This is a genomic window from Hahella sp. HNIBRBA332 (genome assembly GCF_030719035.1).
Taxonomy (GTDB): Bacteria; Pseudomonadota; Gammaproteobacteria; order Pseudomonadales; family Oleiphilaceae; genus Hahella.
In genome coordinates, this window is sequence record NZ_CP132203.1 from 4,932,399 (window position 1) to 4,958,267 (window position 25,869).

Here is a 25,869-nt window from a genome sequence, read left to right on the forward strand (position 1 = left end):
CGCCCCTCTCCGACACTGTCTGTTTCGACATTTTTTAGGCTAATATAGCCAATCCAAGCGATGACGGGTAAAAGCATGCAGCAAGTCACAATTCTCGGGTTCGACTACGCGGTATCTTCCGCCATCACCGGCGTGGTGGATTTACTGGCCATGGCCGGGGTCACCTGGAATCATATTCAACGCAGCCAACCCCACCCCAAATTCAACATCCGCGTGGCCACTCGGGACGCACAACCGGTGCGCTGTCATAACCGGCTGTTGATTCAGGCGGACGCGCGTTTCGACGACATCAAGCCGAGCGATATCCTGGTTATTCCCTCCATCGCCGGCGACATCGAAAAAACATTGGCGCAGAACCCGCAACTAATTGCCGTGCTTAAAACCATGAACAATCAGGGGACGATCATCGCCGGCAACTGCACCGGCGCCTTCTTCATGGCGGAAGCGGGCATTCTCGACAATCGTACTGCGACCACCCACTGGGCCTTTGTGGACATGTTCCGTCAGCGATATCCCAACGTGGACCTGCGCCCGGAGCAAATGCTCACCGCCTCTGAAAACGTGTTTTGCTCCGGCGGCGGCATCGCCTGGCTGGACTTGTGTCTGTATTTGATTGAGCATTTCTGCGGCCACGAAGTGGCGGTGCAGACCGCCAAAACCTTTGTTATCGATATGGGACGAACCTATCAGTCCAGCTATTCCTCCATGCGGGCGCGCAAGTATCACCGCGACGAAGATGTGCTGCGGGTGCAAAACTGGCTCGAAACGAACTGCGACCAGGACGTGCGCATTGACGATCTGGCGGGACGTTTCAATATGAGTCCACGCACTCTGGCGCGCCGCTTCAAGGCCGCCACCGGCGACACGCCACTGGGCTACCTGCAGACGCTACGTCTGGAAGAGGCCAAAAAGCTCTTGGAGGAAACGTCCGACAATGTCAGTCAGATTACTTTGGCGGTAGGCTACGAAGACGTCAGCTCTTTCACCAAACTGTTCCGGCAGAAAACCGGGCTGACGCCGAAAGAGTATCGAAACAAATTCCAGCGCCGCAGCATAACCTGATGTCCGAAGCCAACCTTATGCCTGAAACAAACGCCGTCGACCTGGACGCCGCCTCCAATCCGGACGTTCCCGAGACTGCGCCGCCGCTTCAGCCATTTTATTACCTGGACAACTTCCTTACCCTGTTGAGCTGTGTGGAGGCTCAGTACGCCAACCTGCTGAGCGCGGAAGAAAGCGCCTACATCCGCAACTTCCGCACCCTGACGCGCACGCAACAGGCATTACTGGTAAGGCTGTACGGTCGCAAAGGCCCCCTGTTCCGCAGCGACAAACTGGCCTATGCGGAGATTCCCCGACTTAACGATGACCTGGACATCCTCGCAGACAGGGGCTGGGTTGAGTTCAACCCGGCTGCGGAAGTCTCGGCGTTACTGGCGCTGCTGACCAAAGAGGAAATCCGCCAGAACTGGCGCGCGGACGCCCCTCGCAGCAGCAAACGCGACAGGCTGCTGGATGGCCTTGTGCTGACCTGCGCGGACATTTATCAGCAGAGCGATTTCCGCTTTCTGCACCTCAACCATACCGATTTGGTGTTGCTGTTCCGGCTGCTGTTTTTCGGCAACCTCTATCAGGACCTGACCACTTTCGTCACCTCGGACCTGGGCGTCATTCGCTACGAAAACTATCAGCTTGATCCCGAGCATCGACTATTCGCCACACGAGAGGATATTGATCGCATCAAGCAGCTGGTGGCGCTGGCGGACGAATATTCTGCTCTCGAATCTTTAAGCGTCGACGCTTGCGCCGATATCATCGCCCGCACACCTGCGCCGGGGGATAACGCCTCCCTGCGCCGTCGCCACGACCGCTTCTGCAATAAAGTCGCTCGCGATTTGGAGCGCTTACAGGAGCTGGACCTGGCGTATCAGGTCTACCTGCGCACCCAGGAGCCGCCGTCTCGCGAGCGCCGCGCCCGCATTCTGTTCAAACAGGAAAAGTATGAGGCGGCGCACGATGTCTGCGCAAGCATCATTGACTCGCCTTACACCGAAGCGGAGTTGATTTTCGCCGAGCAGTTCACCGACAAATGCGCTAAAGCACTGGGGCGTACAAAGCCCCACACCCCGCCCTTCCGTCCTCTACAACGCTTGCTGACTATCGCCGCCAATCCAGAGTTGCGGGTAGAAGAACTGGTGCGTCAGGAAGTCGCCGGCGCAGGCGGTGTTTGCATCTATGTGGAGAACTGGCTCTTCAACGCGGTATTCGGGCTGACCTTCTGGCCGGCTGTCTTCGCCCCGGTCTCCGGCGCTTTCAGCCATCCATATCAACATCGCCCCCATGACCTTTACGACGCCAGCTTCACCCAAAAACGTCATGCGCTGATCCAGGCCGCGTTTGCTTTATTAGGCGAAGCAGACTGGCCGGAGGTCGTTCTGGCGCGATGGCGAGACAAATTTGGCTTGAGCAACCCATTCGTCGGCTGGCCGGAAGCGGGAGAAGTCTGCCTGCAGATAGCGTTGGAGCGCATCCCGCGCGAGCATTGGCGGGCGGTCTTTCAGCGCATGCTGCGGGACTTGCGGGAAAACGGCAGCGGTTTTCCAGACCTGATTTATTTCCCTGAACAGGGCGGTTACGAATTACTGGAAGTGAAAAGTCCCACCGACAGCCTGCAACCCAATCAAAAACGCTGGATGGCGACGTTCGAGCAGAACAGCATCCCTTACCAACTGGTTCAGGTCACTTGGCTATAAAGACTCCCTCTCCCGACAAACTGTCCTACAAACTCAGCGTGCGGGAAGCGGCGCATTTCCTTGCGCAACTGGGCGACCTTGATCACCAGGATCGGGACACCGCCAGCGCCCGCGAAGGGCAACTTGCGCACAAGCAGGTGCAGGAAGGCTGGCCAGCGGATTATGTGAGCGAGGCCCCGGTAAAGATCACGCTCTCTGAAGCGGATTTTCAACTACAACTGCAGGGGCGCATAGACGGCCTCCGTATTGCTGACGACCATGTATTGTTCGAGGAAATCAAAACGCTACGCCAGGACCCACAACGTATCCCCCTTGGACTGGCGGAAAGACACCGATTGCAACTGCTTTTGTATGCGCTGATGTGGCGACGGGAACAGACGACGCCGTCTGCTTCGCCAATCAGGCTGCGCCTGAACTATGTGCGCGTTCCAGACATGGAGCAGACACAATTCGATAGCGAAATGTCCTGCGAAGAGTCGCAACAAGAGAGCGACGCGCTGTTCCAGCGTCTGCAAGACTGGTATCGGCGTCTGACGCAGCATCGTCTTGAACGTAACAGTCTGCTGCGCGATCTCGACTTTCCTTATAGCGGATTCCGCCCGGGCCAGCGGGAATTGGCGCGCCAGACCTATCTCAGCCTACGCGACGCCAGTCAGGCGCTGATAGAAGCGCCCACCGGCAGCGGCAAATCGCTGGCGACGCTGTTTCCGGCGCTGAAAGCCATGGGCGAAGGTCATCTGGATCAAGTGATGCTGATCACCGCCAAGACCTCGTCTCAGGAGGCCGCTCTGAAAGCGTTGCGGGACATGCGCTTACACACGAGTTCTTTGCGCACGCTGCACCTGCATGCGCGCGAGCGCATCTGCGGCGGAGATTCCGTCTGTGACCCTCTGGACTGTCCGCGCCGCAGAGACTTCTATCAACGTCTGCCGGAAGCGCGGGAAGAGGCGCTGGCGGCGGCATGGCTGGATGGCGAACGCTTGCGCGAGATTGCCCTGAAATACGACCTCTGCCCTCACGGTTTGCAGGGCGAGCTGGCGCCCTGGGTGGATGTCCTTATCGGGGACTATAACTATGCGTTTTCTCCCCAGGTCAGATCAGACAGCCTTTTCGCCCGCAACCGTATCGGTCTGCTGGCGGATGAAGCGCACAATCTTCCTGATCGGGCGCGGGATCTGTTCTCTGCGGAACTGTCCGAGATTCCCTTCACTCGCATTGGACGCCAGTGCAAGGCGTTAAGGAAAGACGCCACCGCCGTCGCCAAAGCAATCAGGCAAATGCATATCACTACAGAGCAGGCGCCGGGAAAAGGCCAACAGGCGCTGGAGGCGCGTCTGCAGGATTTTTGCTCCGTGGCGGAACAATGGTTGATGTCGCCCCAGGATTTACTGGCGTCAACAGATACGGAACTGAACCGACAAGTGCAGGAGGCGATTTTTACTGCGCAGGGCTGGATACGTCTGTCCCCCAGCATCGGCGACGATTTCGCCTGTTTCGAACGCGACTGGGAGCAACAGCGCGTCCTGAGTTTACGCTGCCTGTCTCCCGCCCGCTTGCTGCGTCCGATGCTGCAGGCCTGCCATGGCGTCACCCTGTTTTCCGCGACACTGACGCCGCCGTACTACTACCAGAGCGTACTGGGCTTGGACGAAAATCCTCAGCTTTTGCGCAGCTTGTCGCCTTTTCCGCCGGAGCATTTGGGGGTGTTTATTGCGCCCTATTTAAACTTCCGACTGCGCAGTAGAGACGCACAGCTGGACGCAGTGTGCGCGCTGATCCAACAGACTATCGCCTCCCGCCCAGGTAATTACTGGGTGTTCACGCCCGCATTCAGTTACATGGAACAGCTCACCGAACGCTTCGCCAATCTGTATCCAGAGATAGAGTTTGCGCAGCAGACCCGGCAGGCCAGCCAGGAAGATCAGCAGCGTTTTCTCACCCGCTTCCGCAAGGCCCGCGACTTATTGGGTTTCACCGTTATTGGCGGCGTTTATGGAGAAAGTATTGATATGGTCGGAGACAGCTTGGTGGGTTGTATTATTCTGGGGCCCGGCCTCCCGCAGATCAGCCCGGTTAACGAGCAGATCTGCGCCTATTTTGAGCGCCAGGGCATGGATGGCTTCGCCTACGCTTACCAATTGCCGGGCTGGCAAAAGGTAGTGCAGGCCGCAGGACGGGTAATCCGGACGGAGTCCGACAAAGGCGTCGTGATCCTGGTGGACGACCGTTTCACCAAACCGCCCTATCCAGCATTAGCCCCACAACATTGGCGTCCACAGCTCGTCAGAACCAGTCAGCACCTGCAAACTGGCCTTACTCAATTCTGGTCGCAAGACCCAATATCTGATGACCATTGAGCGACTATACGACGCTTTAAACTCAGGGATAAAAAAAGGCCCCGAGCAGGGGCCGAGTAGCGTTCAAGAAAACATCATTCGAGAGGTTCGAACCGCTGGTCTGATGAGGCAGACTGCGCATTCGCTGTGTCTTCCTAAGTGTAGGCAAAGTTGTGCAGTCCGCCAGGAAAAATAACAACTTCTCAACAAAATAAGGATAATACGGCGTCGTCATCCGGCAGCGCGTTAGATTTGAGCCATCCGATTACACCAACCTATGCGAGCAATAAACTTGAATTTCCGCAAAATCATCCGCTTCCTGACTCTATTGACGCTGGCGTTGACTATCAATGCATGCGCCAACAAACCACCTGCGCAGAAGCCTAAATTAAGAAAAGAAACTTCTGGCATGAGAAAAGTATCCTTTTGGTTACACGTTGTTCTGGCGCTTATCTTTACTCATCTACTCTCCGCCTGTGACACGTCGAATGCGTTTATAAGTCATATCCAGGAGAGCAATGGCGACTTTAGTATTTGCGAGCTCGCACTGCCTGCGGATGGTGGAAGCATGGCCTATTGCATTAATACCGGCAGCGAAAAATTGTGGGTGACTTTCGACAAGGCGCTTGAGTCAGAACATCCTTGCACCTTTATCGTGGGCCAAATTGAGGGAAATACTCAAAGAGTCAAGCAGGACTCCAATCAAGAAAAGGTATTAATTAATTCCTTCTCCAAGTGGCTGACCAACAACGCCAGCAAAGAATCCATCGACGCTTTTAGCAAGCAGTCACTGGCCGATTTTCATAACGAGGAAGCAGTGCATGCATACGTGGTCTGGCATATGCTACAAAGTGTAAAAGAAAGAGAAAACAGCGCATATTGCTCAACGATGTAATAGCTCCGCGCCTTAAACCAATAAGTTCCTTTCCGTTATTTCCAATACAATCCCGCCGACTCTAAACTAGCCATACCGGGCATGGACTATAAACGCCCGGGCAGGATGCCTTTATCACTTCAGGATTATGATGGAGGGACACCATGACATTTCTTCGCTGTATTTCTAGCGCACTTTTGCTTGCGATTTCCAATGCATTCGCTGATCCCATTCAGGACAGCGTTTCCAACCACTACAAAGCAGGCTGGTATCCAAACGTCTATGAAAACGAGGGACCTTTAACCTGTCCGAAAACCTGCCGGGCCTGGACGGGATGGCGGGCGGAAGGTGAGCAGGCTCCGTATGACGGCATAAAACGCACCTACGTGTGCAAATCCAACAACCTCGACACCATTCCTTCACCGGCGGACAGAGACGCCTGGCTCTACGGCAATCAGTTTGACGACAAAACGGCCTGCTTCATGGGAACGCCCAATGAAAAGACTGTAGTCAGCGAACGCTATTACTGCCTCTGCGTCAGCAATTGCAGTGGTCCGGATTTGGTGATTCGTACGGTATACGACCCTGTATGGGATTCTACGACCGGCGAGTCCGTCATAAAAATTGTCGTCACGAATGTGGGCGTCAGCATGTCTGCGGCAACGGACGCACGCGTCTACGACCCCGGTACGGGCGCGTCTGACGTCCAACCCGTCGCTGCATTGGCGCCGGGAGCGTCCGCCGGCGTTAAGTTCCGGCTTGGCTATTGGGTATTCGATCCTGACGCCGAGCTGCACTTCATGGTGGACTATTCCCACAAAGTGGACGAGTGCGACGAAAACAACAATACCGCTATCTATAAAAAGCCGGGATAGTAATAACCGCGCAGGAGGCAGGCTAACGGCGCTCTTCTGGGCGTCGTTCCCTCCCAAGAATAGAAAGTGTTACAGCCAAAACCGCCATAAAGCGAAAAGCCCCATGCCTGCGGCGATAGTCGCCAGCAGATTTCGGGTGAGCGCGGCGACAATAACCGCCACTACCGCAGCGACCAGATAAGGGTTACGCCAGTCAAGCCAAAGTTCGCCTTTGGGAACTAATACCGCAGGCGCAATAATCGCCGACAGGACCGCCATCGGCGCATAGCTCAAAGCTCTCTCCACCCAAGGATTGAGGCGCAGCCGGTCCGCCAGGGCGAACGGCAGATAGCGAATGCCAAAGGTTACCGCCATCATGCCCAATAACATGGCCCACTCCATCAGCAACCTCCTTCGGCCAGTTCAGACCTGCGGTCTTGCAACGCTACTTCCGCGCCCAAACCGCAGAATATTCCCGTCAACGCCGCCGCAAACAGCCCCAACTGATGCGGCCAATCACGCCACCATACCGAGCAGACGCCAGCCGCCAACACCGCCGCCAGGCGAGGACGGTTAACTACCTGTGGCGCCACAATACCGATGAAGGTCACCGCCATGGCCACATCCAGCCCCCAGTTTTCGATATCAGGAACCCATTCACCCAAAGTCAATCCCAACAGAGTGCAGAGTTGCCAATTGAGGTACATGGATAACGCAGACCCCAGGTAATACCAGTGAAACTGCCCCGTATGCTCGTCCCCCATGCGGCCGGCGACAACGGCGAAGGTTTCATCCGTCAGCCAAAACGCCATCGGCGCCCGCCAGCGCTGCGGCAAGGTGCGCACCATGGGAATCAGGGTGACGGCGTACAGCAAGTGACGCAGGTTAACCACAAAGGTAGTCAGAACGATCAACCAAGGGGACGCTCCCGCCGCCAATAAGCCCAGGGAGATAAATTGCGCGGAGCCGGCGAATACAATCAAAGACATCGCCAGCGTCGCTTCAAAAGACAGCCCATTCACCGGTCCCAGAGTGCCGAATACGATGCCAAATGGAATAGCGCCGACGATCAAAGGAATCGTGTTCTGTGCGCCGGCTCGAAACGCCTGTCCGGGCGATTCAAATACGTGAGTCGTCATAATAGAACTGCTCTCAGAAAATTATTAGTCGCTCATAGAAAGCGTCGAGGATGGGCGCTGCGGAGTTGTCAATCTAACAGACTTTCGCAAAACGCCCGGGGGAGACGCCCATAATTCGCTGGAAGTGACGGCTTAAGTGGCTTTGATCAGAAAACCCGGTTGCCGCCGCCACATCCGTCAGGCTAAGTCCCATCCGCAGCAACTGTTGCGCGCGGCTTACCCGCACCTGATTCAAATATGCATGCGGGGGCATGTCCGTCATCCGCGTAAACAGCCGTGTCAGATAGCTGGGGCTCAACCCTGTACAGTCCGTCAGATCCTTTAATGAAACCGCGTCGGCATAGTGCGCCTGCAGATATTCCTTCACTTTGGCCACCGCCCAGTGCGAACCGCCTTTTTCCAGAAGCTGACGGGGACGCATACGGGCATGCCGTTGCATCAGCTGTCCCATCATCTGGTAATACAGCGTTTCGCAGTGCAGTGGCTCATCGCCCTGCTCCAAAAGGCAGTGCAGAACCTGCAGCCCTCTGGCCAACTGCGGATCGCGCACCACCGGCTCCGGAAACCACGGCTCAACGCCGGGGCCGAATATATCCGCGATAACCGGCGCCAGCTCGGCCGGGGTGGGATAAATCGCCCGATAAGACCACCCTTCTTCCGTCGCAGTGCGTCCCGTATGCACCTGATCGGAATTGACCAAGACAATACTGCCGACAGGCGCAGTATGCTCAGCGCCATCGCGAAGGAAATGCTGCGCCCCTTTTTCAATGACCGCCACGCAATAACCCTCGTGCACATGCCGGGGAAAGTGCTGTTTGACGAAGGTGGCTTTCAGAATCTCGACGCCGCCGAGCGCTTTATCCTGCCAATACTTAGCATGCTCAATCACAAACCGACACTCATGATAAAGGTCATTTAACGATAGATGGGAAGGCCCAATATAGAGCCAGTCTAGCGGCTTCATTAACGGCTGTATTGTACGTTTTTGCTCTTTGCGTTGCGGATAACGCGCGTTAAGGTTCCAAATGAGGCTGTAGATGCGAAGAGGGGGTTAATTAATTCGAGTTTGGCGGAGCGGACGAACAGGCGCGGGACTGTTGAGAAGCTAAGCGGCTGACAGCCAGGTCGCTGAAACCAGCGCCTGCAGCCATTCTTAATGAAAATCAGCTCTTCTTTCTTTTTACCTGAGAAGCAGCGACTCCGCCATTCATGACTTCTGCGATCTGGCGCAGTCCCATATTTCTGCGATATCGGCAGTCCCGTTGTTCATCCGTAGTCGTCCAGATCTGCTCCTCCGCCCATTGCGGCGCATCAGGAACATATATCGGAGCGTAGCGTTTGATGGCCTCCTCAACCATTTGCTGAGGCGTGGGCTGCTTTTGCTTATCCATATGCATTACTACCTGTATCGTTTAAGAAATTCTGATTCGCTTGGGTCGTTTCCACCACATCGGTTGCAGCGTTTCGAAACTTGCTGTGATCCCATGGACCGCGCCATAGACTTGCTGGAACACTTATCAAATCCGCCTCCGCAAGCTACACCCAAACATGAGTAACTATCTTTTTCTCGAAACCGCCGAGTATAGGACGGGAACCGTTTCCAGGCGATCACCCAAAGGATCTATATTTGTCCTAGTCCAGACCAGGCCTGGGCTCCCGATAAATGAACATCGTTCAAAATTTTTCCAGAAATCTAACCATTCAGCATGTTTGAAGGAAAGTTCAGGAAAAAGCCCAGATCCCTGACACGCCGTCAGGTCGGTTAAAAAGAGCGATAATTGAGCAGTATAGTGACGAAGAGATTTGAAGAAATAGTTGAAAGCCGCGACACATCCTTGTGCCGGAAACGTTTTACTGAGGAGTAGGACCGCCCTCAGTTTTCAGACGCTCGGCTTCCGCCTTGATCATCTGCTCCAGTTCCTGAATATTCGCCTGCACGCGAGTGGCGCCCAATTGTGCGCCCTTACTCATTAACTCCGGCATTTTTTGAATGGCTTTCTGGCCGGTTTCGGTCTGATAGAAAGCAATAATCTCATTGAGCTCTTTTTCAGTGAAAGCATCCGCGTAGATATTTACGAAGTCTCCCTTCAGAGTGTCGTAGCTCATCTGCTTTTTAAAGTACTTCATCATGACATCCCGGAAAGGCGCCAGATTGGGATTTTGCTGCAACTGAATCGTCATCATTTGCTCGATGGAGTGCTCCATCATGACTTCCATATTCATGACGTCCAACAGTTTGGCGGCGGCTTTCTTGGCGCCATCATCCGCAGCAAAAGCGGAAGGGCTGAGCAGAACCGCCGTCATGACGCAGGCGACTACAGATTTCAACATCATTTTTCTCCTTGGGAATCAATAGATTTATAGTCAGACGCTGCGGCCATTGTAACGAATCATTCACTCTGACGCCCTGCAATTCACTACAACCTGGGGTTTTCCCCAGGCGCTGAAGGCGCATCGCCCATACGCCCCAAACCGCCGTCAGATCCCGTCGACAAACATCTTATTGACCCGGTGAGAATAAGCCTTTAGTTTGCCTAGCTGGTAAAAAATCTAACCTAGAAGACAACTAAGGAGACTATATGGCCGGGCAAACGACTCATTCCCAGGTTGTAGTGTTGGGCAGCGGACCGGGGGGCTACTCCGCAGCGTTCAGAGCCGCGGATATGGGCTTGGAAGTAACCTTGATTGAACGCTATTCATCCTTGGGCGGCGTTTGTCTTAATGTAGGCTGTATTCCGTCCAAAGCGCTCCTGCACGTCGCTTACGTTATGGAAGAAGCGCATTCCGCCTCCGCTGTGGGCGTTACTTACGCCAAACCGGAAGTAGACCTGGATAAAGTGCGCGCGTTCAAAGACAACACGGTCAAGAAGCTGACCCAGGGCATCCAGGGCATGGCCAAAGGCCGTAAAGTAAAAGTGGTGCACGGTTACGGCGAATTCGCCGGCCCCAACCAGATTACCGTGGACAATGACGGCGTCAAAACCGAAATTACTTTTGATCACTGCATCATCGCAGCAGGTTCACAAAGCGTTAAGCTGCCTTTCATTCCCCACGACGACCCCCGCGTTCTGGACTCCACCTCAGCACTGGAACTGAAAGAAATACCCAAACGCCTGCTAATCGTTGGCGGCGGCATCATTGGCCTGGAAATGGGCACTGTATATGAAGCCCTGGGCAGCGAAGTCAGCATCGTCGAATTCGCCGACCAGCTAGTACCTGCTGCGGACAAAGACCTGATCGCCGTCTACAGCAAATTCGTCAAAGACCAGTTCAATGTCATGCTGTCCACCAAAGTAACTGCGGTGGAAGCGAAGAAAGACGGGCTGTACGTGACTTTCGAAGGCAAGAACGCGCCAGAAGGCCAGCAGTCTTATGACGCCATCCTGGTGGCGGTGGGCCGCTCTCCCAATGGTAAGAAGATCGGCGCCGAAAAAGCGGGCATCCAAGTGGATGAACGCGGTTTCATCAACACTGACAACCAGCAGCGCACCAACGTACCGCACATCTACGCCATCGGCGACATCGCCGGCAACCCGATGCTGGCTCACAAAGCCACCCATCAGGGCCATGTAGCGGCGGAAGTGATCGCAGGTCACAAGTGCGTGTTCGATCCTAAAGTGATTCCCTCCATCGCCTACACCAACCCGGAAATCGCCTGGACTGGTTTGACCGAGAAAGAAGCCAAAGCGGCCGGCATCCCCTACAAAACCGCTGTATTCCCCTGGGTAGCCAGCGGACGCGCTTTAGGCGCCGCGCGCAGCGAAGGTAAAACCAAGTTGATCTACAAAGAAGACGGCACGCTGATTGGCGGCGGCATCGTGGGCATTAACGCCGGCGAACTGTTGGGCGAACTGAGTCTGGCTATTGAGTTCGGCGCAGACGTGGAAGACCTGGCGTTGACCATTCACGCTCACCCAACGCTGCACGAAACTGTTGGCTTGGCGGGCGAGCTGGCGGCGGGCACCATTACTGACCTGCCCAACCCCATGGCGAAGATCAAGAAATCCTGATCACCTCACTCGCTATCCTAAAGCCGGCTTCCATGCCGGCTTTTTTGTTTCCAACGCAGTCCAGGATCAATTAATGTCTGGATGCGCCAAGCAGATATAATCTTTTTGGACTAGGAACTTTTTCGCTTTCCCTGTTACTTACAAGTTGAGGCGCTATGACCAGCAGGACGAGTCGGCGCTGCATTTATACCGGGTAGTATCAACCACAGGAGTTTAGCGAGTTCCAATATGACTCTATATCAAACGCATATTCATCAATTGCTGCAGGTGATAGGAAACCGTTGCGGCGTTGATCTGACGCTGAAGAACGGCTACTGCACGCTCTCCTTTGATCAGGAGTCCCGTTTGCACGTGCAGGTCAGCCGGGATTCAGAAACGGTGGTATTCAGAATGCCTCTGACGCAGCCTCCCAACGCCAATAAGGAGGCGTTTTACGCAAAGCTGCTGAATATCAACTCACAACCTGAGACTACATTGGGGGCATGGCTGGCGCTATCAGAACACTCGGGAGCGGTGGAGCTGTGCATGAGTCGCGAAGCGCTCAGCCTGGACGACAGCGAAATGGCCGCCATCCTGCTGAACATGATGGATCTGCGCCAGTCGCTCAGGCAGGAACTGGAGACGCCCCAGAGCACGCCTAAGCCATGCAGCCCACAACACTTCGGCGCAAGCGTCCTGCACGCCCGCCATCAAGCGCTCTGACGTCTCGCAGCGCATTAAGGCTGAAGGTATCCGCCGACAGCCTGAATAATACGGGGAGAATCCGGCGGCGACACCCAAATCGCCAACGCCGTTTTCTCCTGGCCTATCTGCGGCGGCGGGGGAAGTTCGATATTCCACTCGCCTTCCCCCGTCGTCTGCACCCTGTCCAGCACGACAAAATCATGTATCAGCATACGTCCGCGGTTTTCCCCCGCCTTGACCTCGGACGTCAACCCTACACCCAGGTATGCGACATTTAAAACAGCTTTGCTTTGATCCGCGAACGAGGCATGTAAACGACCATCCTGCAACTGCGCCGACAACACGCCGGGCTTGGCGTCACCGCTGCGCCATCGTCTAGCCCCGGAAAACCAACGACGCCACTCCTTGCTGTTCACCACGATCCCCGGCGTGTAAACATGGGCGACCAGGCCCGAACGCACGTAATCCCGCTGCCTTTCACTGTACTCCTCCCGCGAAAAACGATCCGTCCAGCCCAGTTGATTCCAATAATCCACATGAAAGGCCATGGGAATGAAGTCTTTAAACAGCCCCTTATCCCCTTTCATTTCCGACAGCCACTCATCCGCACGAGGACAACTGCTGCAGCCTTCGGAGGTAAAGAGCTCAACCACATCTGTGGCCTGCCTGGCGCTGACAAACTCCTGCCCCGACGCCAATAATGGCCACGCCAACAATAACCATGCAAACAGATTAGCTTTCACTTTTCGCTCCTCGCGCTTCAGGGGCTGTTGACGTTTGGACGGCAGCCCCTGAGTATTGAATAAAACCAAAGTCTGTCGGTTTAGAGTACACGGAAGACAATCAGTTCCCCTGTACGCCCTGCTGCGTCGATTCCATTTTGAACCTCTTATCAATATCTGGCCTCGACAGTTGTCATTGAAAACGCTTTCCAAAGAAAGTAGTGGCCCCTCAAGAATAAGCCACGCCAAAGCATCGTTATAAGGCGCGTTTGTTATCTCTCATACCCCTGGTTGTAGTCCAAATGGGGGTTTGCAATATTTCGAAGGAAAGCTAGAGTATTTCGCACACATAATGAAAACGATTCCACTTCAACGTCTTGTCCCGTCTGAATGACCACGGACAAAGGCGTTACTTATTTAAGCACCAGCAAACACTCTCGTCGCGACGAATTACCGGGGGCGACATGACGGGCGCCGTCTTCCGTCCGTCATGGCTGCTGGCGCGCTAATACCGCATTGGCTATGTCGAAGTTGTGAACTCGGCTCCAGCCCCACCGGCGTAAAGCTTCCTCGGGAGATTCCGACGCGCGCAGTGAGCGCGTCGGCCTTTTAAACCTGACAATTACATAAGGTATCGCCAATGATTAAGCAGGGACTTAAAGCGACGGCTATCGCCGCGCTTATCGCAGCCGGGCCGGCAATGGCCTATGACTGCGCAGGACTTAGCAACTGGGACGCCGCCGCCGTTTATGTCGGCGGCAAAACTGTCCAGCACAAGCACAACGCCTACACCGCCAACTGGTGGAACCAAGGCGCAGACCCGGAAGCCCATTCCGGACAATGGCAGGAATGGAAAGCGGAAGGCGCCTGCGATGGCGCCGGCGGCAACCAACGCCCCACCGCCAAGCTGACTTCCCCCGGCGCAGGGCAGTCATTCAAAGTTGGGGCGACGGTCGCGATTAACGCGGAAGCCGCCGATGCAGACGGTTCGGTATCCAGCGTCGCCTTCTTCGTGGACGGCGCGCAAATCGCCCAGGACGCCAGCGCGCCCTATGCAGCGACCTGGACCGCCACCGCTGGCGAACATACCCTGAAGGTCGTCGCTACTGATGACCGCTCCGCACAGGGTGAGTCAGCAACCATTTCAATTAATGTCACCGATGATGACACGCAACCGCCCTCCACAGACTGCGACGCCCCGCAATACGCAGCAGGAAACGCATACGCCAATGGCGATCACGTACAAAACCTGGGACGGGTTTACGAGTGCAAGGTGGGCGGATGGTGCTCTTCCAGCGCCGCCTGGGCGTACGAGCCTGGCAAAGGGCTTTACTGGGAACAAGCCTGGGGCGATCTTGGCGTATGCAGCGACGGCAACGCCGCACCGACCGTTTCTCTGACCGAGCCGACAGATGGCGCGATCATCCTCTCCGGTACGGCGATCAATCTGAAGGCGAACGCTTCTGACAGCGACGGCATGGTCACGGAAGTCTCTTTCTATGAAGGCTCAAACCTGCTGGGTAGCACTGTAAACGCGCCTTATGCCTATGAATGGCTGAATGCGCCTGTCGGCCAGCATACGTTGACCGCGGTCGCCAAAGACGACGGGGGGAAATCCACTACGTCCGACAGCGTCACCATCACTGTCAGCGATGAAGCCGTCGCGACTGCGATTACATCGCCGCAAAACAACGCTCGCATCTCCCTCGGCGCCAACGTCAGTATTAACGCCAGCGCCAGCTCCATCAACGGAGCGATCGCCAAGGTCGAGTTCTTCGTCAACGGCGTGTCCATTTCCACAGACGCTAGCGCCCCTTACCAAAGTAATTGGACGCCAACGGCGGAAGGCCAGTATCAGCTTACCGTCACCGCGACGGACAAAGACGGCTATGAAGCCACATCCGCGCCGATATTGTTGACAGTGCTCGGCGGCAAGACGTCCGATCGCGTCATCGTGGGTTACTGGCACAATTTCGACAATGGCTCCGGCTTCGTAAGACTGCCTGACGTCTCACCAGATTGGGATGTCATCGATGTCGCCTTCGCCACGCCCAAACTGGGCAGCCATTCCGACATGGAATTCTCTCCGTTTCAGATTTCACCGGAGCAGATGAAAGCGGATATCGCCGCCGTGCAGGCTCGCGGCCAGAAAGTCATTATCTCCATCGGCGGCGCGGAAGCCGTGGTGAGGCTGACTGACGCCAACGCAGAACAGGAGTTCGTCGATAGCATGACCGCGCTGATTCGCGAATACGGCTTCGACGGATTCGATATCGATCTGGAGGGCAGTTCTTTGTCTCTGGACGCTGGCGACACCGACTTCAAAAATCCGAAATCTCCGGTACTGACGCACCTGATCTCCGCCAGCAAGCGCATTATCGGTAATTTCGGCGGCGCCCTGATGTTGACCATGGCGCCGGAAACCTACTACGTACAAGGCGGGTTCAGCGCTTATGGCGGCGGCTCGGGCGCTTACTTACCGGTCATTCACGCCTTGCGCAATGAACTCAGCTTCATTCATGTGCAGCACTATAACTCCGGCTGCATGCTGGGGCTGGACGGCAAGTGCTACAGCGTCAGCACCGCGGACTTCCACGTCGCTATGGCGGAAATGCTGTTAGCCGGCTTCCCTGTGGGCGGTAATGCCAATAACCGTTTCCCACCCCTGCCGGCGGAAAAAGTGGCGATCGGCCTGCCCGCCTCGGCTTCGGCCGCAGGCAGCGGCTACACCTCGCCATCCGTCGTGCATCAAGCCGTCAACTATCTGGTGAAAGGACAGTCTTTCGGCGGTTCTTACCAGTTGCAGAATCCTGATGGCTATCCAGGTTTCAAAGGCCTGATGACCTGGTCCATCAACTGGGATCGCGTCAACAACAACGAATATCTGAAGAACCATAAGCCGTTCCTCAACGGTTTATAGTCACTGCCTTGGGCGCCTTTCGGCGCCCTTTTTTCCCCTGTTCTTCTCCCTATCCCACCCCTCTCGTCACTGGGTATATCGATTAACCTAATCGGCTAGCAATTCACCAATTACAATTTCTACACAAAAGTCATCAAACAGATATTTTCATATAAAACAGTAAGATGCATTAATGGCAACCCCTCACTTTGCCGAATAAGACCGCCGTCACAGGTATCTTCACGTACCCCCGCTCACTTGAATAAATAACTGCATACACTATAGTCCCCAGAAAAATGCGCATGTCTCCTGTTTTTACCAAAGTGAGTTTGTTTCCACTATGAGTCTGACCATGTCAGCCCCCCGCTCAGGCGCCCTTGGCGTCATGCCCCCTCTCTTCAGCATGCTGATCTTCGTTATCGGCCACGGCTTGTTAACCACGTTACTGACTGTGCGCATGTCTGCGGAGAATGCTTCCACCTTCGCTATAGGTATGATTTCCACCGCGTATTTCGCCGGCCTGGTAATCGGTTCATTTGTCAACGCCAAGCTCATTATCCGGGTCGGCCATATTCGCGCCTATGCGGCGTACGCGTCCATGCTGGCCAGCGTCGCCATCATGTATGGACTGGTGGTGGAGCCTTACACTTGGGCCTTTCTGCGCCTGTTGGGCGGTTTCGCCACCGGCGGCCTGTTAGTGGTGATCGAATCCTGGATGCTGGTGTCCAGCTCTTCCGAAAACCGCGGCAAGGTGATGGCGATCTACATGATTCTCTTCTACGCCTCACTGGCGTGCGGGCAGTTATTGCTGAAGTACATCGATCCTTTAACGTTGATTCCTTTCGCGCTGGCCGCTATCGCCGCGTCCCTGTCCGTTGTGCCGCTTTCCCTCACCCGCGTGCCGATGCCGGAAATGGGCGAGCCGCATCCATTGAGCATGGTGGAGCTGATTCGCCTTACGCCAGCAGGCGTGCTGAGCAGTTTTATGTCGGGAATGGTGTTGGGCGTGGTGTACGGATTGTTGCCCCTGTTCTTCACCCAGTCCGGCTATGATTTGGACTGGGTCGCCAACCTGATGGCGGTGGTGATCGTCGGCGGTATGGCGCTGCAATATCCGGTCGGTCGCGCTTCTGACCGCTATGACCGACGTCTGACGCTCACAGCGTTGGCGGCGGCATTGGCGATTCTCAGCAGCATCATGAGCCTGATGAGCTATGGCGCGGGCGGCAGCAACGCCATGATGGCGCTAATGATATTTCTATTGGGGGGCGTCGCGTTCTCGATTTATCCCATCAGTCTCAGCCACGCCTGCGACGAGTTGCAGCCAGAGCAGGTGATCAGCGCCAATCAGGGGCTGCTGATCGCTTACAGCATCGGCGCTATGACTGGGCCCCTAGTGGAGCCGGCCTTCGTCTCTCTTATGGGCCCAAAGGGCATCTTCACTTACTTCGCTGTCGTCTCTCTCGCCCTGGTTGGATTCCTGTTGTGGCGTCGGAGAGTCAGAAACCCAGTGCCGCTGGAAGAGCACCAGGCTTACACGCTGACCACACCGAATACGCCAGTGATGGCGGAGTTCGACCCGCGTTCGGATCACGAAGAGGGCTCGGAAGACAAGCCTAACGAGGAAGAAAAAGCGGCGTAACTTACTCCGCTTCCAGCAAAGCAGGCTGCAGGGGGCGTTTCTCACGGTCCCGCAGCCCAACCAGCAATACGTCGCCGCCAGGGCTGACTTTTACTTCGCCATAGCGGGCGGATTCGTAAAACTCACCAAACCCTTCCTGAAAGAAAAACGCGTCCGAAGCAATTTTTATCCGCCCGCCTCTGATCCGAAACAACATCGCCACTTCAGATGGACCCGCCTCATCCGCCGACTGCGCCAGGCGTTGAAAGCGGGCGACCTTGTCCTCATCCAGCGTCGCAATCACATAACCGTCCGCCGTCGCCACGTCTGCCTGGTCGCCCAACGCATTGTTGATCTCCCGCACCAGCGAATAGCGCAGACGCATATAGTCGCCCTGCATAATCGAACGGGGATCGCGGGGCGCCAGCTCCAGCAGCACGGTTTCACCGCTTGCGAGCAGTCTTTCTTTGGCGATGATCAGCCCGTTGCATACCAGTAAGACCAGCGCCAAGCCGCCCCAGAGAATCCGTCTGCGCATCGCCTCAGTCATGACTTGATCTCCTCATCAACGCCAATGCGATCAAGCAATTTGCGTACGCCAATCAGGACCGCGCCTGTCGCAACCAGACTGATTGACTTCGCCAACAGGCTGATTTCGATTCCATAGAAGTAAGCCGTCAGAAACACAGCCAAAAACACCACGCCCAACCCAATATAGAAAGAGCGACGTTGCGCCACGCCCACCACCAAAGCCAGGGACGCGACCATCAAACCCGGCGCGTTATGCGCGGTTACCGCAGTAATCAGCACCGTCGCAATCAGGATTGCTGGCGCACGCTTGTCTTCACCAAAGACAGGAAACAACATCCGCCAAATCGACCAGATTAAAACCACCGCTACTCCCAAGGTGGAAATCCAGGGGTTGGGGTAAAACACAAAATCATCCAGCAGATCCGGCAGTACATAGACCGCCGACAATAAAGACCATCCTAACGCAGCAACGATCATCCCCGCCGCGAGAGGCGACGTCAGAGCTTCGTATTGGCGTAACCCGCTTTGCGAGTCATTCAGGGTCAGCCAGGCGAATCCCGCCGCCAACAGAGGCGGCGCAACAGGTATCAGCGTTTGTTGCTTGTAGATGTACAGCAATATGGCTGTCGCAATGCAGATAAAGAGAACGGACAAAAAGCGATGCGCGCGGTCGGCGAACAACGGAATCAACGCCAGATTGAGCACGATCAGCGTCGCCAGTATGCCTTCCACATCATCAACCAGATCCATTTCTTCCAGACCAAATCCCAGCATCAGCTGACCGGCCATACTCGTCGCCAACGCCACTTGATTGACGAACAGATGATCCACCAGACGACTCAGAACGGTCGCGCCGACAATAAACAACAGCCCCAGGGCGACATATCCCCCGTCGGAAGCCATCAAACTAACGCCTAACGCAAAAGCGATAAACAGCCAGCTGCCCAACCAGGCGCCAAACCCCACCAGCGCCTTGATGAACCAGGGCTGCTCCTCAAACTGTAACAGCCGTTGCTGCAGCGGCGCCGGCAATTCGGACGCAGCGGTAATAGCGGGATTCTCCGACCGCATGCGCTCCAGAAGCTGCGCCAGGGTTAATTTATCATTACTCATGCGGAGCCCCCCTGCGAATCTTACGCGCCAGTTCACGCAGCCATAACGCAGCGAAGGCGGTTTGCCCGATCACCAGCAACGCCATAAACAATGCGAACTCGAATGAGTCCGCCCAAAGTCTTGCTATTAAAGAGTTCACCACCAAAATGATCGCAAGCGCGCACTCCGCCAGAACCAGCAAATCAGGCCTGCGGCGTTGATAAAACCAAAGGCAGCCGCCGACCACCGCGACAAACCCGACAGGTGTTAACGGGGCTAAGCGCGCTCCATGCTCCCAACCGTCAAATATCACCGATAAACTGGCGCTAGCCATTAACGCCAGTACGCCCGTAGCAATAACGCGGGGAAACCAGCGTCCCTGCATCCAGCTCACCCCGCGTTCGGCGCAAAGCTCCCACATGACGAGCACCAGACCATTCAGTAGCAGTAGCGATAACGCCAGCCCCTGGTCCCACACCATCTGTCCTAGCATGAGCAGTGGGCCGCCAAAGTCTTCGCTCCAGCTTGAGTGGGGATAAAGCATCTGCGTCCAATACAGAATCAGGGACAGGTTGGCCAGCACCGCCGCCAGCATCCATAAACCGGGCTGTCGTCCAATCGCCACCCAGGCCGCCGCTAGAACGCCCCAGGCGATAAAAAGTCCATAAGGGTCTGCGCCGGTCTGATATATCTGTCCATACACCGCTAAGTGAACGCCAGTCAAAAACGCAGCGGCGAACAGGCAGCAGCGCCCGACAACGCTATCCAATCCTTTACGCCAGGCGCCCCATGCTCCGGCTACGACACCCGTCTGGATCAAAGCGAATTTGGCGAACTTATGCAGATCCTGCCAGTTGAAGGCAAAAAATGCGGCGACCCCAGCCAATATCAACGCCGCGCCGCACAACATAAAAAACAGGCGGCATCTGGCGAGCCAATCCGGGCGAGAGGTCTGATAACCAGCATGACTCAACGCCCGCTCCAGAGTCGCCTGGTCCCATTGCAATTCATTGGCGAGACAAAAGATCAAGGCGCGTGAGAGTGGCAGCTCGGCGGCTTCTTTTGCGGTGGAAGGAGAAAGATTCTGATTCGTCTGCATAGGCGGATTTTCATAGGGTCATTAGCCGGTAGTCTATCCCAGACTCGCTTATTAGAATACTTTTCTATAATCAAGTTCGGTTGACAATGTTGATAAAGTTCACGCCAAAAGGCTGATCTTTTGGCTAGACTTTTCACAAATCAACATCGCGCCGACTAATAAAAAAACAGATGTATAAAAACAATAACTAAACCATAAATACAGCAGTTAATCCGCCAACAATGAATAAATTAAAAACCGTCATTCTGGGCAGCCTTACGGCTGTCTCCGTCACGGCTTTTACCGGCTGTGGCACAGTGAACACCGTCATGCGCGGCGATGATGTCGCCGCGCGCAATCTCAACGAAATCGGCACCCATTGTGAATCCATCCCCCGGGTTTACAGCGGCGTGGCTTATGACCTCTGCCGCCTGCATGGCGCGCCCGCTCCCATTCACACCTGGCAGGGGACGGATGGAGAAGCGCACATGTTAGTGGTGGACTTGGTCTTATCGGGCGTGCTCGATACTTTGTCCCTGCCCTACACCATTCTCAGGCAGTCAGAGCAAGGCAATATCCGCATCAAGTGACTGCGGGGCCCATCGATAGAAAATGTGCCTGGAAATAGTCTGAGACGTGAAGTTTACGCCGGGTCGTCCGGCGGCTCCATGCGACTGCATACCCGGTTACGCCCTTCCTTCTTGGCCTGATACAGGCACTCATCGGCGGTGGACAGCAGGTTTTCGCGGCTGATGTGTGGGCCAGGATAGCAAGTCACCAGCCCAGCGCTGATGGTGACGATCTTTTTGCCATCGTTATGCTCATGGGCGATCGCCAGTTTGCGCACGGCGTTCAACATGGCGTCAGCGAAACGCTGTCCGCCTTCCGCGTCCGTGTCAGGAAGAATGACTACGAATTCCTCCCCCCCCAAACGGGCGACAAAATCCGTGTTGCGCTTGCGCACTTGATAAATCATCTTGGCCACTTTCTGTAAGCAGGCGTCGCCGGCGGGATGACCATAAAAGTCATTGAACCGCTTGAAGTTGTCAATATCGATCATGATCAACGATAACGGCTCTCGCGCTCGGCAGGCGCGGAACCATTCGCGGCGATAGACTTCCTGGAAGTTGCGCCGGTTTGGCACGCCGGTGAGCGCGTCGGTCAATGTCAGTTTCTTCAACAAGTCCCGGTTGCGCACCAGCTCCAGCAAGTTACGCGTTCGCGCTTTTACGATGGAGTGGCTGTAGGGTTTGATAATGTAATCGATAGCGCCGGCTTCCAAACCGCGCGTCTCATCTTCCGCTGAGTCCCGCGAGGTGACGAAGACAATGGGAATATCGCGGGTTTCCGGCTCGCGCTTCAGTTGTTTACAGACCTGATAGCCGTCCGTATCCGGCAGCACCACGTCTAACATGATCAGATGTGGATGCGCCTCACGGGCGATCTGCTTGGCCTGCTCGCCATTGACCGCAAAGAACAGCTCGTACTCGTCCCCCAGCATACTCGCCAGAGTTTCGATATTGCTGACGGAGTCGTCCACGATCAGAACCCGCTGTTTGGTTTGCGGCCTGCCGCCGCCCAGGGTCAGCTCGGTTTCTTCCAACGACAACTGAATCTGGCGCAGGAATAACTCTTCCCGCTCCTGAGCGTTGCGCAGTTCCGACTTCATTTCCCGCAACACCAACTGAGTGTTGACCTTGGCGATGAGTTCGAACCAATTGAACGGTTTGATGACATAGTCCACGGCGCCTTGTTTGTAGCCGTTGACCATGTCGTCCACATCATTTTTCGCAGTCAGAAAAATGACGGGAATATGCCGGGTATTCGCATTGCTTTTAAGCCTGCGGCATACTTCAAAGCCATCCATGCCGGGCAACTGGATATCTAGCAAGATAATGTCCGGTAAGTCCCGGATCGCCATTTCCAGCGCCTCTTCGCCAGTCATGGCGAACTCCACTTCGTGCACTTCTTTGAAGATGTTATGCAGAAGCTCAATATTGGTGGCCTGATCATCCACCACCAAAATACGCCCGGCCGGTTGTTGCTTAGCCATAGGTCGTCGCTCTAATCGTCTGTTCGTATCAGGTTTCGCAAACGTCTCAACGCTTCCAGCGCCTCTTTAAAGTTCAACTTCTGTAAGTTTAATAGCAAATCCTGATTTTCTCTCTTTGCGGCGTCACTTAATACGTATGCGCTGACTTCTTTAGCGACGTCCCTGGCGCGTAAGTTATTGCTGGAAATGAGTTTTTCCAGCTCGTCCAGTATTTCCAGCAATGCTCCCCGGGCTAACGGCCCATCCTCGTTCTGAGGCTGCGGCTCGGGATCGCCGTTGCTTTCCAGTTCCAGCAACAGCAGCTCCGCCTGACGCGCGGAGCCGGACATTTCGTCCAATGCGTCGGCCAGTATCACCAAGGATTCGTTTCTCACCTGTCCAAGGCGTATCTCTTTTTCCAGGGTCATGGCGGCTTGATAAACGCCTTCGGCGCCGAGATTACCGGCTTCGCCTTTCAGGCTGTGGGCCAAATGTTCCGCCCCCTGCTCATCGCCTTGATCCAGCATGTCCTGCAAACGGGCGCAGGCGTGGGAGTTGTTTTCAATAAAATCCACGACCAGATTCAGCAACAGCGATATATTGCCTAAGAATCGCGCTTGCGCCTGCTGCCAATCGATCCCCGGCAGATCCAGTTCTATGGAGTTCTCCGTGATCTTACGGGCAGGCTTGTCCGTAGCGGGCTCAGCAGCCTCAGCCCGCTTGCTTGGAGGCGCTTCCCGCATCCAGGCTTTTAACGTCCGGTACAACTGGTTAACGTCGATAGGCTTGGTAATATAATCATTCATACCCGCCTTAAGGCAACGTTCTTTATCACCGGCAATCGCCATCGCCGTCATGGCGACAACTGGCGTTTTGTCCAAACCCGGCAGTTTGCGCAACAATTGCGTCGCCTGCAAGCCATCCATCTCCGGCATCTGAATATCCATGAATATCAGGTCCCAGAGTCCTTCTTTGCGGTACAGAGCGTCTTTAATTCGGTTAATGGCCTGCAAGCCGTTGTTACAGATGTCTACATGCAGCCCCAGATCACCCAGTAGATGACGGGCCACTTCCTGGTTACCCGGATTATCTTCCACCACCAGCACTTTGCCTGACACTCTGGGACGAGCTACTGGGCCGACGTCTTTCGCTTCCTGTGGCGGCGGCGCCTCATCCGTATCCACCTGAAAACCAGCCGTGAACACAAACGTACTGCCTTTTCCTGGCGTGCTCTTAGCCCAGATCTTGCCCCCCATTAACTGCACCAGTTGCTTACAGATGGCGAGCCCCAGCCCGGTGCCTTCATAACGCCGGCTCAGACGACTATCCACCTGACTGAATGCAGCGAACAGACGCGATAGATTTTTCGGCGCAATACCAACGCCAGTGTCACGGATGGAAAAGCGCAGCATCACAGGTCCTTCGTCGCCTGCTTCTTTCTTGTACAGGCGCACCGTCACCACAATCTTGCCGCGTTCCGTGAACTTAATGGCGTTGTTCACCAGATTGAGCAGGATCTGTCCCAGGCGATCCGGGTCACCCTTCAGACGCTGCGGCACATCCTGGGATACGGAAAAAATCAGCTCCAGTTGCTTCTCCGCCGCCTTCGCCGCTTCCATTTGCGCCAGCTGTTGTAAAACGCCGTCGAGCGTAAAGGGTCTGTTTTCAATCTTGAGCTTGCCTGCTTCAATCTTGGAAAAGTCGAGAATGTCATTGATCAACGCCAGCAGCGACTTGGCGGCGACGTTGATGCGATTGAGAAAATCCGTCTGCCTTGCATCCAGGTCCGTGCGCTGCATCAGGTAGCACATACCCAAGATCGCATTCATGGGCGTGCGAATTTCATGGCTGACATTGGCGACAAAGAAACTCTTGGCCTCACTGGCGGTCTCAGCCTGTTCTTTGGCCAGAATGAGTTCTTTTTCCGTCTGCTTGCGCGCATCGATCTCACCGCGCAGTTTCCGAATCAGAATGTTGATCGCCACCCAGGCGATGAGCAACAGACATAACGTCAGTAACGCATCCATTAAAAACGCATGCTGCATATTACGCTTGAGCTTACTGAAGAAGAGATGGCTGACCTCAAAACGCGCGACGCCCAACAGTTCGTCCGTCACCCTGGAATACAGCTCAATTTGAGCGGCGTAGCAACCTGCGCATTTGCGCACGCCCCAGGTTCGATTGAGAATCCCTGATGGCGCATTCAACGTGGTGTAGTCCAGCTCCAGCGTCACGCTCTGAAAGAAAGGCGTCTCCGACACCGGATCGGTCAACAGCAGAATCTGATCAATCACACGCTCTACCCGCTCCCGGTCCACCGGCTGGCCAGGGTGCTCCGTAAGCACATCCGCCAGCGCCACCCCCTGCGAGTAGGCCAGGATCTGGGCGTTCGCCTGCGCTTCTTCGCTTAAACGGGGCTCCAGTCCGAGAAACCAATAAACCGCCAGCACCCCCTCCAACGCGAGCGCCAGCAAGGAAAACGCAAGCGTGGCGGCGATAGGCACGCGGGATCGCTCTGCACGGTTGTCACGGGCCATATGTTTTCGCCACCTTCAGAAAAAAAGCTTTGATACGAATCTGCGATTCCGCCAACGTCTGCAGATTGATGTAAGGTTTTATATGCGCCTCGACCGCCAGTCCGCCCAGTACGCCTTTGGGCACGTCCCCTTCAAACGGAGAGTAAAGCACCACCTGCTTGTCGACGCCGAACTCGATCAACTGCTTTAGTTCATCGTCAAACAACTTTTCAATGATGAATATGCCGGCGGGCGGCGCTGTCTGATATTTGCTCAAGGCGAAGTCATTGGAAATCTCTACTCGAATTGGCAGCCCACGCACCCGCGCCTGTAATTCGCCCTCGCCCAGCTCCAACAGCTCACGGCCATAGAACTCCGCCTTGGCGCTGTTGTTGGCGTAAATGAGCACTATTTTCAAATAATCGTCGTGGGTCTTTTTGGACTCGATATCCTGATCCGCCGCCAGCAGGGCGCGGAACAACTTCAGGCCGGTGCGGATACGACGCTCCTCCATGGTGTCCGCATGCGCCGTCAGCGTCCAGGCGCAACTGAGGAGCAACAGGAGTAAGGATAGAAGCCGCCTGAAATTATGCGAGCCGGTAACAAAATGAATCGGCATACAGGCTTATTGGAGCTTGCCGCATGACTTGCGGCGACGCGCCCGCGCTGTATATTCGTCGCCAGTTCGGACGCCAAGAGGCTGTTGACGTTTCGGCATTATTTGTTCG

At 55.3% G+C, this 25,869-nt stretch carries 22 protein-coding genes; 10 read left to right on the plus strand and 12 right to left on the minus strand.

Annotated features, from left to right (window positions below; all coding sequences use genetic code 11):
* The first annotated feature begins 75 nt into the window (after positions 1-75).
* The 5 genes from O5O45_RS21775 (at position 76) to O5O45_RS21795 (ending at position 6,838) form a co-directional block, all read left to right on the plus strand.
* Positions 76-1,062 (plus strand): GlxA family transcriptional regulator, encoded by a 987-nt coding sequence (locus tag O5O45_RS21775; RefSeq protein ID WP_305901438.1) that lies wholly within the window; start codon positions 76-78, stop codon positions 1,060-1,062.
* A gap of 17 nt (positions 1,063-1,079) precedes the next feature.
* Positions 1,080-2,753 carry a VRR-NUC domain-containing protein gene (locus O5O45_RS21780; protein ID WP_305901439.1) on the plus strand — a complete coding sequence of 558 codons (1,674 nt, stop codon included), beginning with the start codon at positions 1,080-1,082 and terminating at the stop codon, positions 2,751-2,753.
* Positions 2,744-5,110, plus strand: coding sequence for a helicase C-terminal domain-containing protein (locus O5O45_RS21785; protein WP_305901440.1), 2,367 nt, complete (start codon positions 2,744-2,746; stop codon positions 5,108-5,110). Before O5O45_RS21780 ends, O5O45_RS21785 begins: the two co-directional genes overlap by 10 nt.
* A gap of 271 nt (positions 5,111-5,381) precedes the next feature.
* Positions 5,382-5,984, plus strand: a complete 603-nt coding sequence (locus O5O45_RS21790; RefSeq protein WP_305901441.1) for a hypothetical protein — start codon at positions 5,382-5,384, stop codon at positions 5,982-5,984.
* 143 nt (positions 5,985-6,127) lie between these two features.
* On the plus strand, positions 6,128-6,838 hold the full coding sequence (locus O5O45_RS21795; protein WP_305901442.1) for a CARDB domain-containing protein: 711 nt from the start codon (positions 6,128-6,130) through the stop codon (positions 6,836-6,838).
* Between the two features lie 69 nt (positions 6,839-6,907).
* Here the strand turns inward: O5O45_RS21795 and O5O45_RS21800 are convergent, their stop codons facing one another.
* The 5 genes from O5O45_RS21800 to O5O45_RS21820 all read right to left on the minus strand — a co-directional run bounded on the left by O5O45_RS21800 (position 6,908) and on the right by O5O45_RS21820 (position 10,290).
* Positions 6,908-7,219, minus strand: coding sequence for an AzlD domain-containing protein (locus O5O45_RS21800; protein ID WP_305901443.1), 312 nt, complete (start codon positions 7,217-7,219; stop codon positions 6,908-6,910).
* Positions 7,219-7,956, minus strand: a complete 738-nt coding sequence (locus tag O5O45_RS21805; RefSeq protein WP_305901444.1) for an AzlC family ABC transporter permease — start codon at positions 7,954-7,956, stop codon at positions 7,219-7,221. Before O5O45_RS21805 ends, O5O45_RS21800 begins: the two co-directional genes overlap by 1 nt.
* 73 nt (positions 7,957-8,029) lie before the next feature.
* Positions 8,030-8,845: an AraC family transcriptional regulator gene (locus O5O45_RS21810; protein WP_305901445.1), complete on the minus strand. Its 816-nt coding sequence runs from the start codon at positions 8,843-8,845 to the stop codon at positions 8,030-8,032.
* A gap of 274 nt (positions 8,846-9,119) precedes the next feature.
* The gene (locus O5O45_RS21815) at positions 9,120-9,347 is read right to left on the minus strand and encodes a hypothetical protein (RefSeq protein WP_305901446.1); all 228 of its coding nucleotides are present in this window, start codon (positions 9,345-9,347) and stop codon (positions 9,120-9,122) included.
* Between the two features lie 460 nt (positions 9,348-9,807).
* A complete protein-coding gene (locus O5O45_RS21820) occupies positions 9,808-10,290 on the minus strand; it encodes a DUF2059 domain-containing protein (RefSeq protein WP_305901447.1) in 483 nt (160 codons plus the stop codon).
* 245 nt (positions 10,291-10,535) lie between these two features.
* On the opposite strand from O5O45_RS21820, the gene lpdA reads away from it, so the two are divergent.
* Positions 10,536-11,966, plus strand: a complete 1,431-nt coding sequence (lpdA, locus tag O5O45_RS21825; protein ID WP_305901448.1) for a dihydrolipoyl dehydrogenase — start codon at positions 10,536-10,538, stop codon at positions 11,964-11,966.
* Positions 11,967-12,194: 228 nt separating this feature from the next.
* Positions 12,195-12,668, plus strand: coding sequence for a type III secretion system chaperone (locus O5O45_RS21830; protein ID WP_305901449.1), 474 nt, complete (start codon positions 12,195-12,197; stop codon positions 12,666-12,668).
* A 14-nt stretch (positions 12,669-12,682) separates the two neighbouring features.
* Here O5O45_RS21830 and O5O45_RS21835 read toward each other — a convergent pair whose 3' ends face one another.
* Positions 12,683-13,393 carry a DUF1223 domain-containing protein gene (locus O5O45_RS21835; protein ID WP_305901450.1) on the minus strand — a complete coding sequence of 237 codons (711 nt, stop codon included), beginning with the start codon at positions 13,391-13,393 and terminating at the stop codon, positions 12,683-12,685.
* Positions 13,394-14,012: 619 nt separating this feature from the next.
* Between O5O45_RS21835 and O5O45_RS21840 the strand changes: the two genes are divergently transcribed.
* On the plus strand, positions 14,013-16,292 hold the full coding sequence (locus tag O5O45_RS21840; protein ID WP_305901451.1) for an Ig-like domain-containing protein: 2,280 nt from the start codon (positions 14,013-14,015) through the stop codon (positions 16,290-16,292).
* 331 nt (positions 16,293-16,623) lie between these two features.
* Positions 16,624-17,913, plus strand: coding sequence for an MFS transporter (locus O5O45_RS21845; RefSeq protein WP_305901452.1), 1,290 nt, complete (start codon positions 16,624-16,626; stop codon positions 17,911-17,913).
* 1 nt (position 17,914) lies between these two features.
* Here O5O45_RS21845 and O5O45_RS21850 read toward each other — a convergent pair whose 3' ends face one another.
* The 3 genes from O5O45_RS21850 to O5O45_RS21860 are packed head-to-tail and all read right to left on the minus strand — an operon-like array spanning position 17,915 to position 20,614.
* On the minus strand, positions 17,915-18,442 hold the full coding sequence (locus O5O45_RS21850) for a GDYXXLXY domain-containing protein (protein ID WP_305901453.1): 528 nt from the start codon (positions 18,440-18,442) through the stop codon (positions 17,915-17,917).
* Complete coding sequence (locus tag O5O45_RS21855; protein ID WP_305901454.1) at positions 18,439-19,536, minus strand: DUF4401 domain-containing protein; 1,098 nt, start codon at positions 19,534-19,536, stop codon at positions 18,439-18,441. The genes O5O45_RS21850 and O5O45_RS21855 overlap by 4 nt, the downstream gene beginning before the upstream one ends.
* The gene (locus O5O45_RS21860) at positions 19,529-20,614 is read right to left on the minus strand and encodes a DUF2157 domain-containing protein (RefSeq protein WP_305901455.1); all 1,086 of its coding nucleotides are present in this window, start codon (positions 20,612-20,614) and stop codon (positions 19,529-19,531) included. The genes O5O45_RS21855 and O5O45_RS21860 overlap by 8 nt, the downstream gene beginning before the upstream one ends.
* A 221-nt stretch (positions 20,615-20,835) precedes the next feature.
* Between O5O45_RS21860 and O5O45_RS21865 the strand changes: the two genes are divergently transcribed.
* On the plus strand, positions 20,836-21,183 hold the full coding sequence (locus tag O5O45_RS21865; RefSeq protein WP_305901456.1) for a YceK/YidQ family lipoprotein: 348 nt from the start codon (positions 20,836-20,838) through the stop codon (positions 21,181-21,183).
* Between the two features lie 53 nt (positions 21,184-21,236).
* Here O5O45_RS21865 and O5O45_RS21870 read toward each other — a convergent pair whose 3' ends face one another.
* Genes O5O45_RS21870 through O5O45_RS21880 form a run of 3 tightly spaced genes read right to left on the minus strand, consistent with a single transcriptional unit; the run spans position 21,237 to position 25,760 of the window.
* The gene (locus tag O5O45_RS21870) at positions 21,237-22,646 is read right to left on the minus strand and encodes a PleD family two-component system response regulator (RefSeq protein ID WP_305901457.1); all 1,410 of its coding nucleotides are present in this window, start codon (positions 22,644-22,646) and stop codon (positions 21,237-21,239) included.
* Positions 22,647-22,657: 11 nt separating this feature from the next.
* Positions 22,658-25,162, minus strand: coding sequence for an ATP-binding protein (locus O5O45_RS21875; protein WP_305901458.1), 2,505 nt, complete (start codon positions 25,160-25,162; stop codon positions 22,658-22,660).
* Positions 25,152-25,760, minus strand: coding sequence for a hypothetical protein (locus tag O5O45_RS21880; protein WP_305901459.1), 609 nt, complete (start codon positions 25,758-25,760; stop codon positions 25,152-25,154). Before O5O45_RS21880 ends, O5O45_RS21875 begins: the two co-directional genes overlap by 11 nt.
* Positions 25,761-25,869 lie beyond the last annotated feature (109 nt).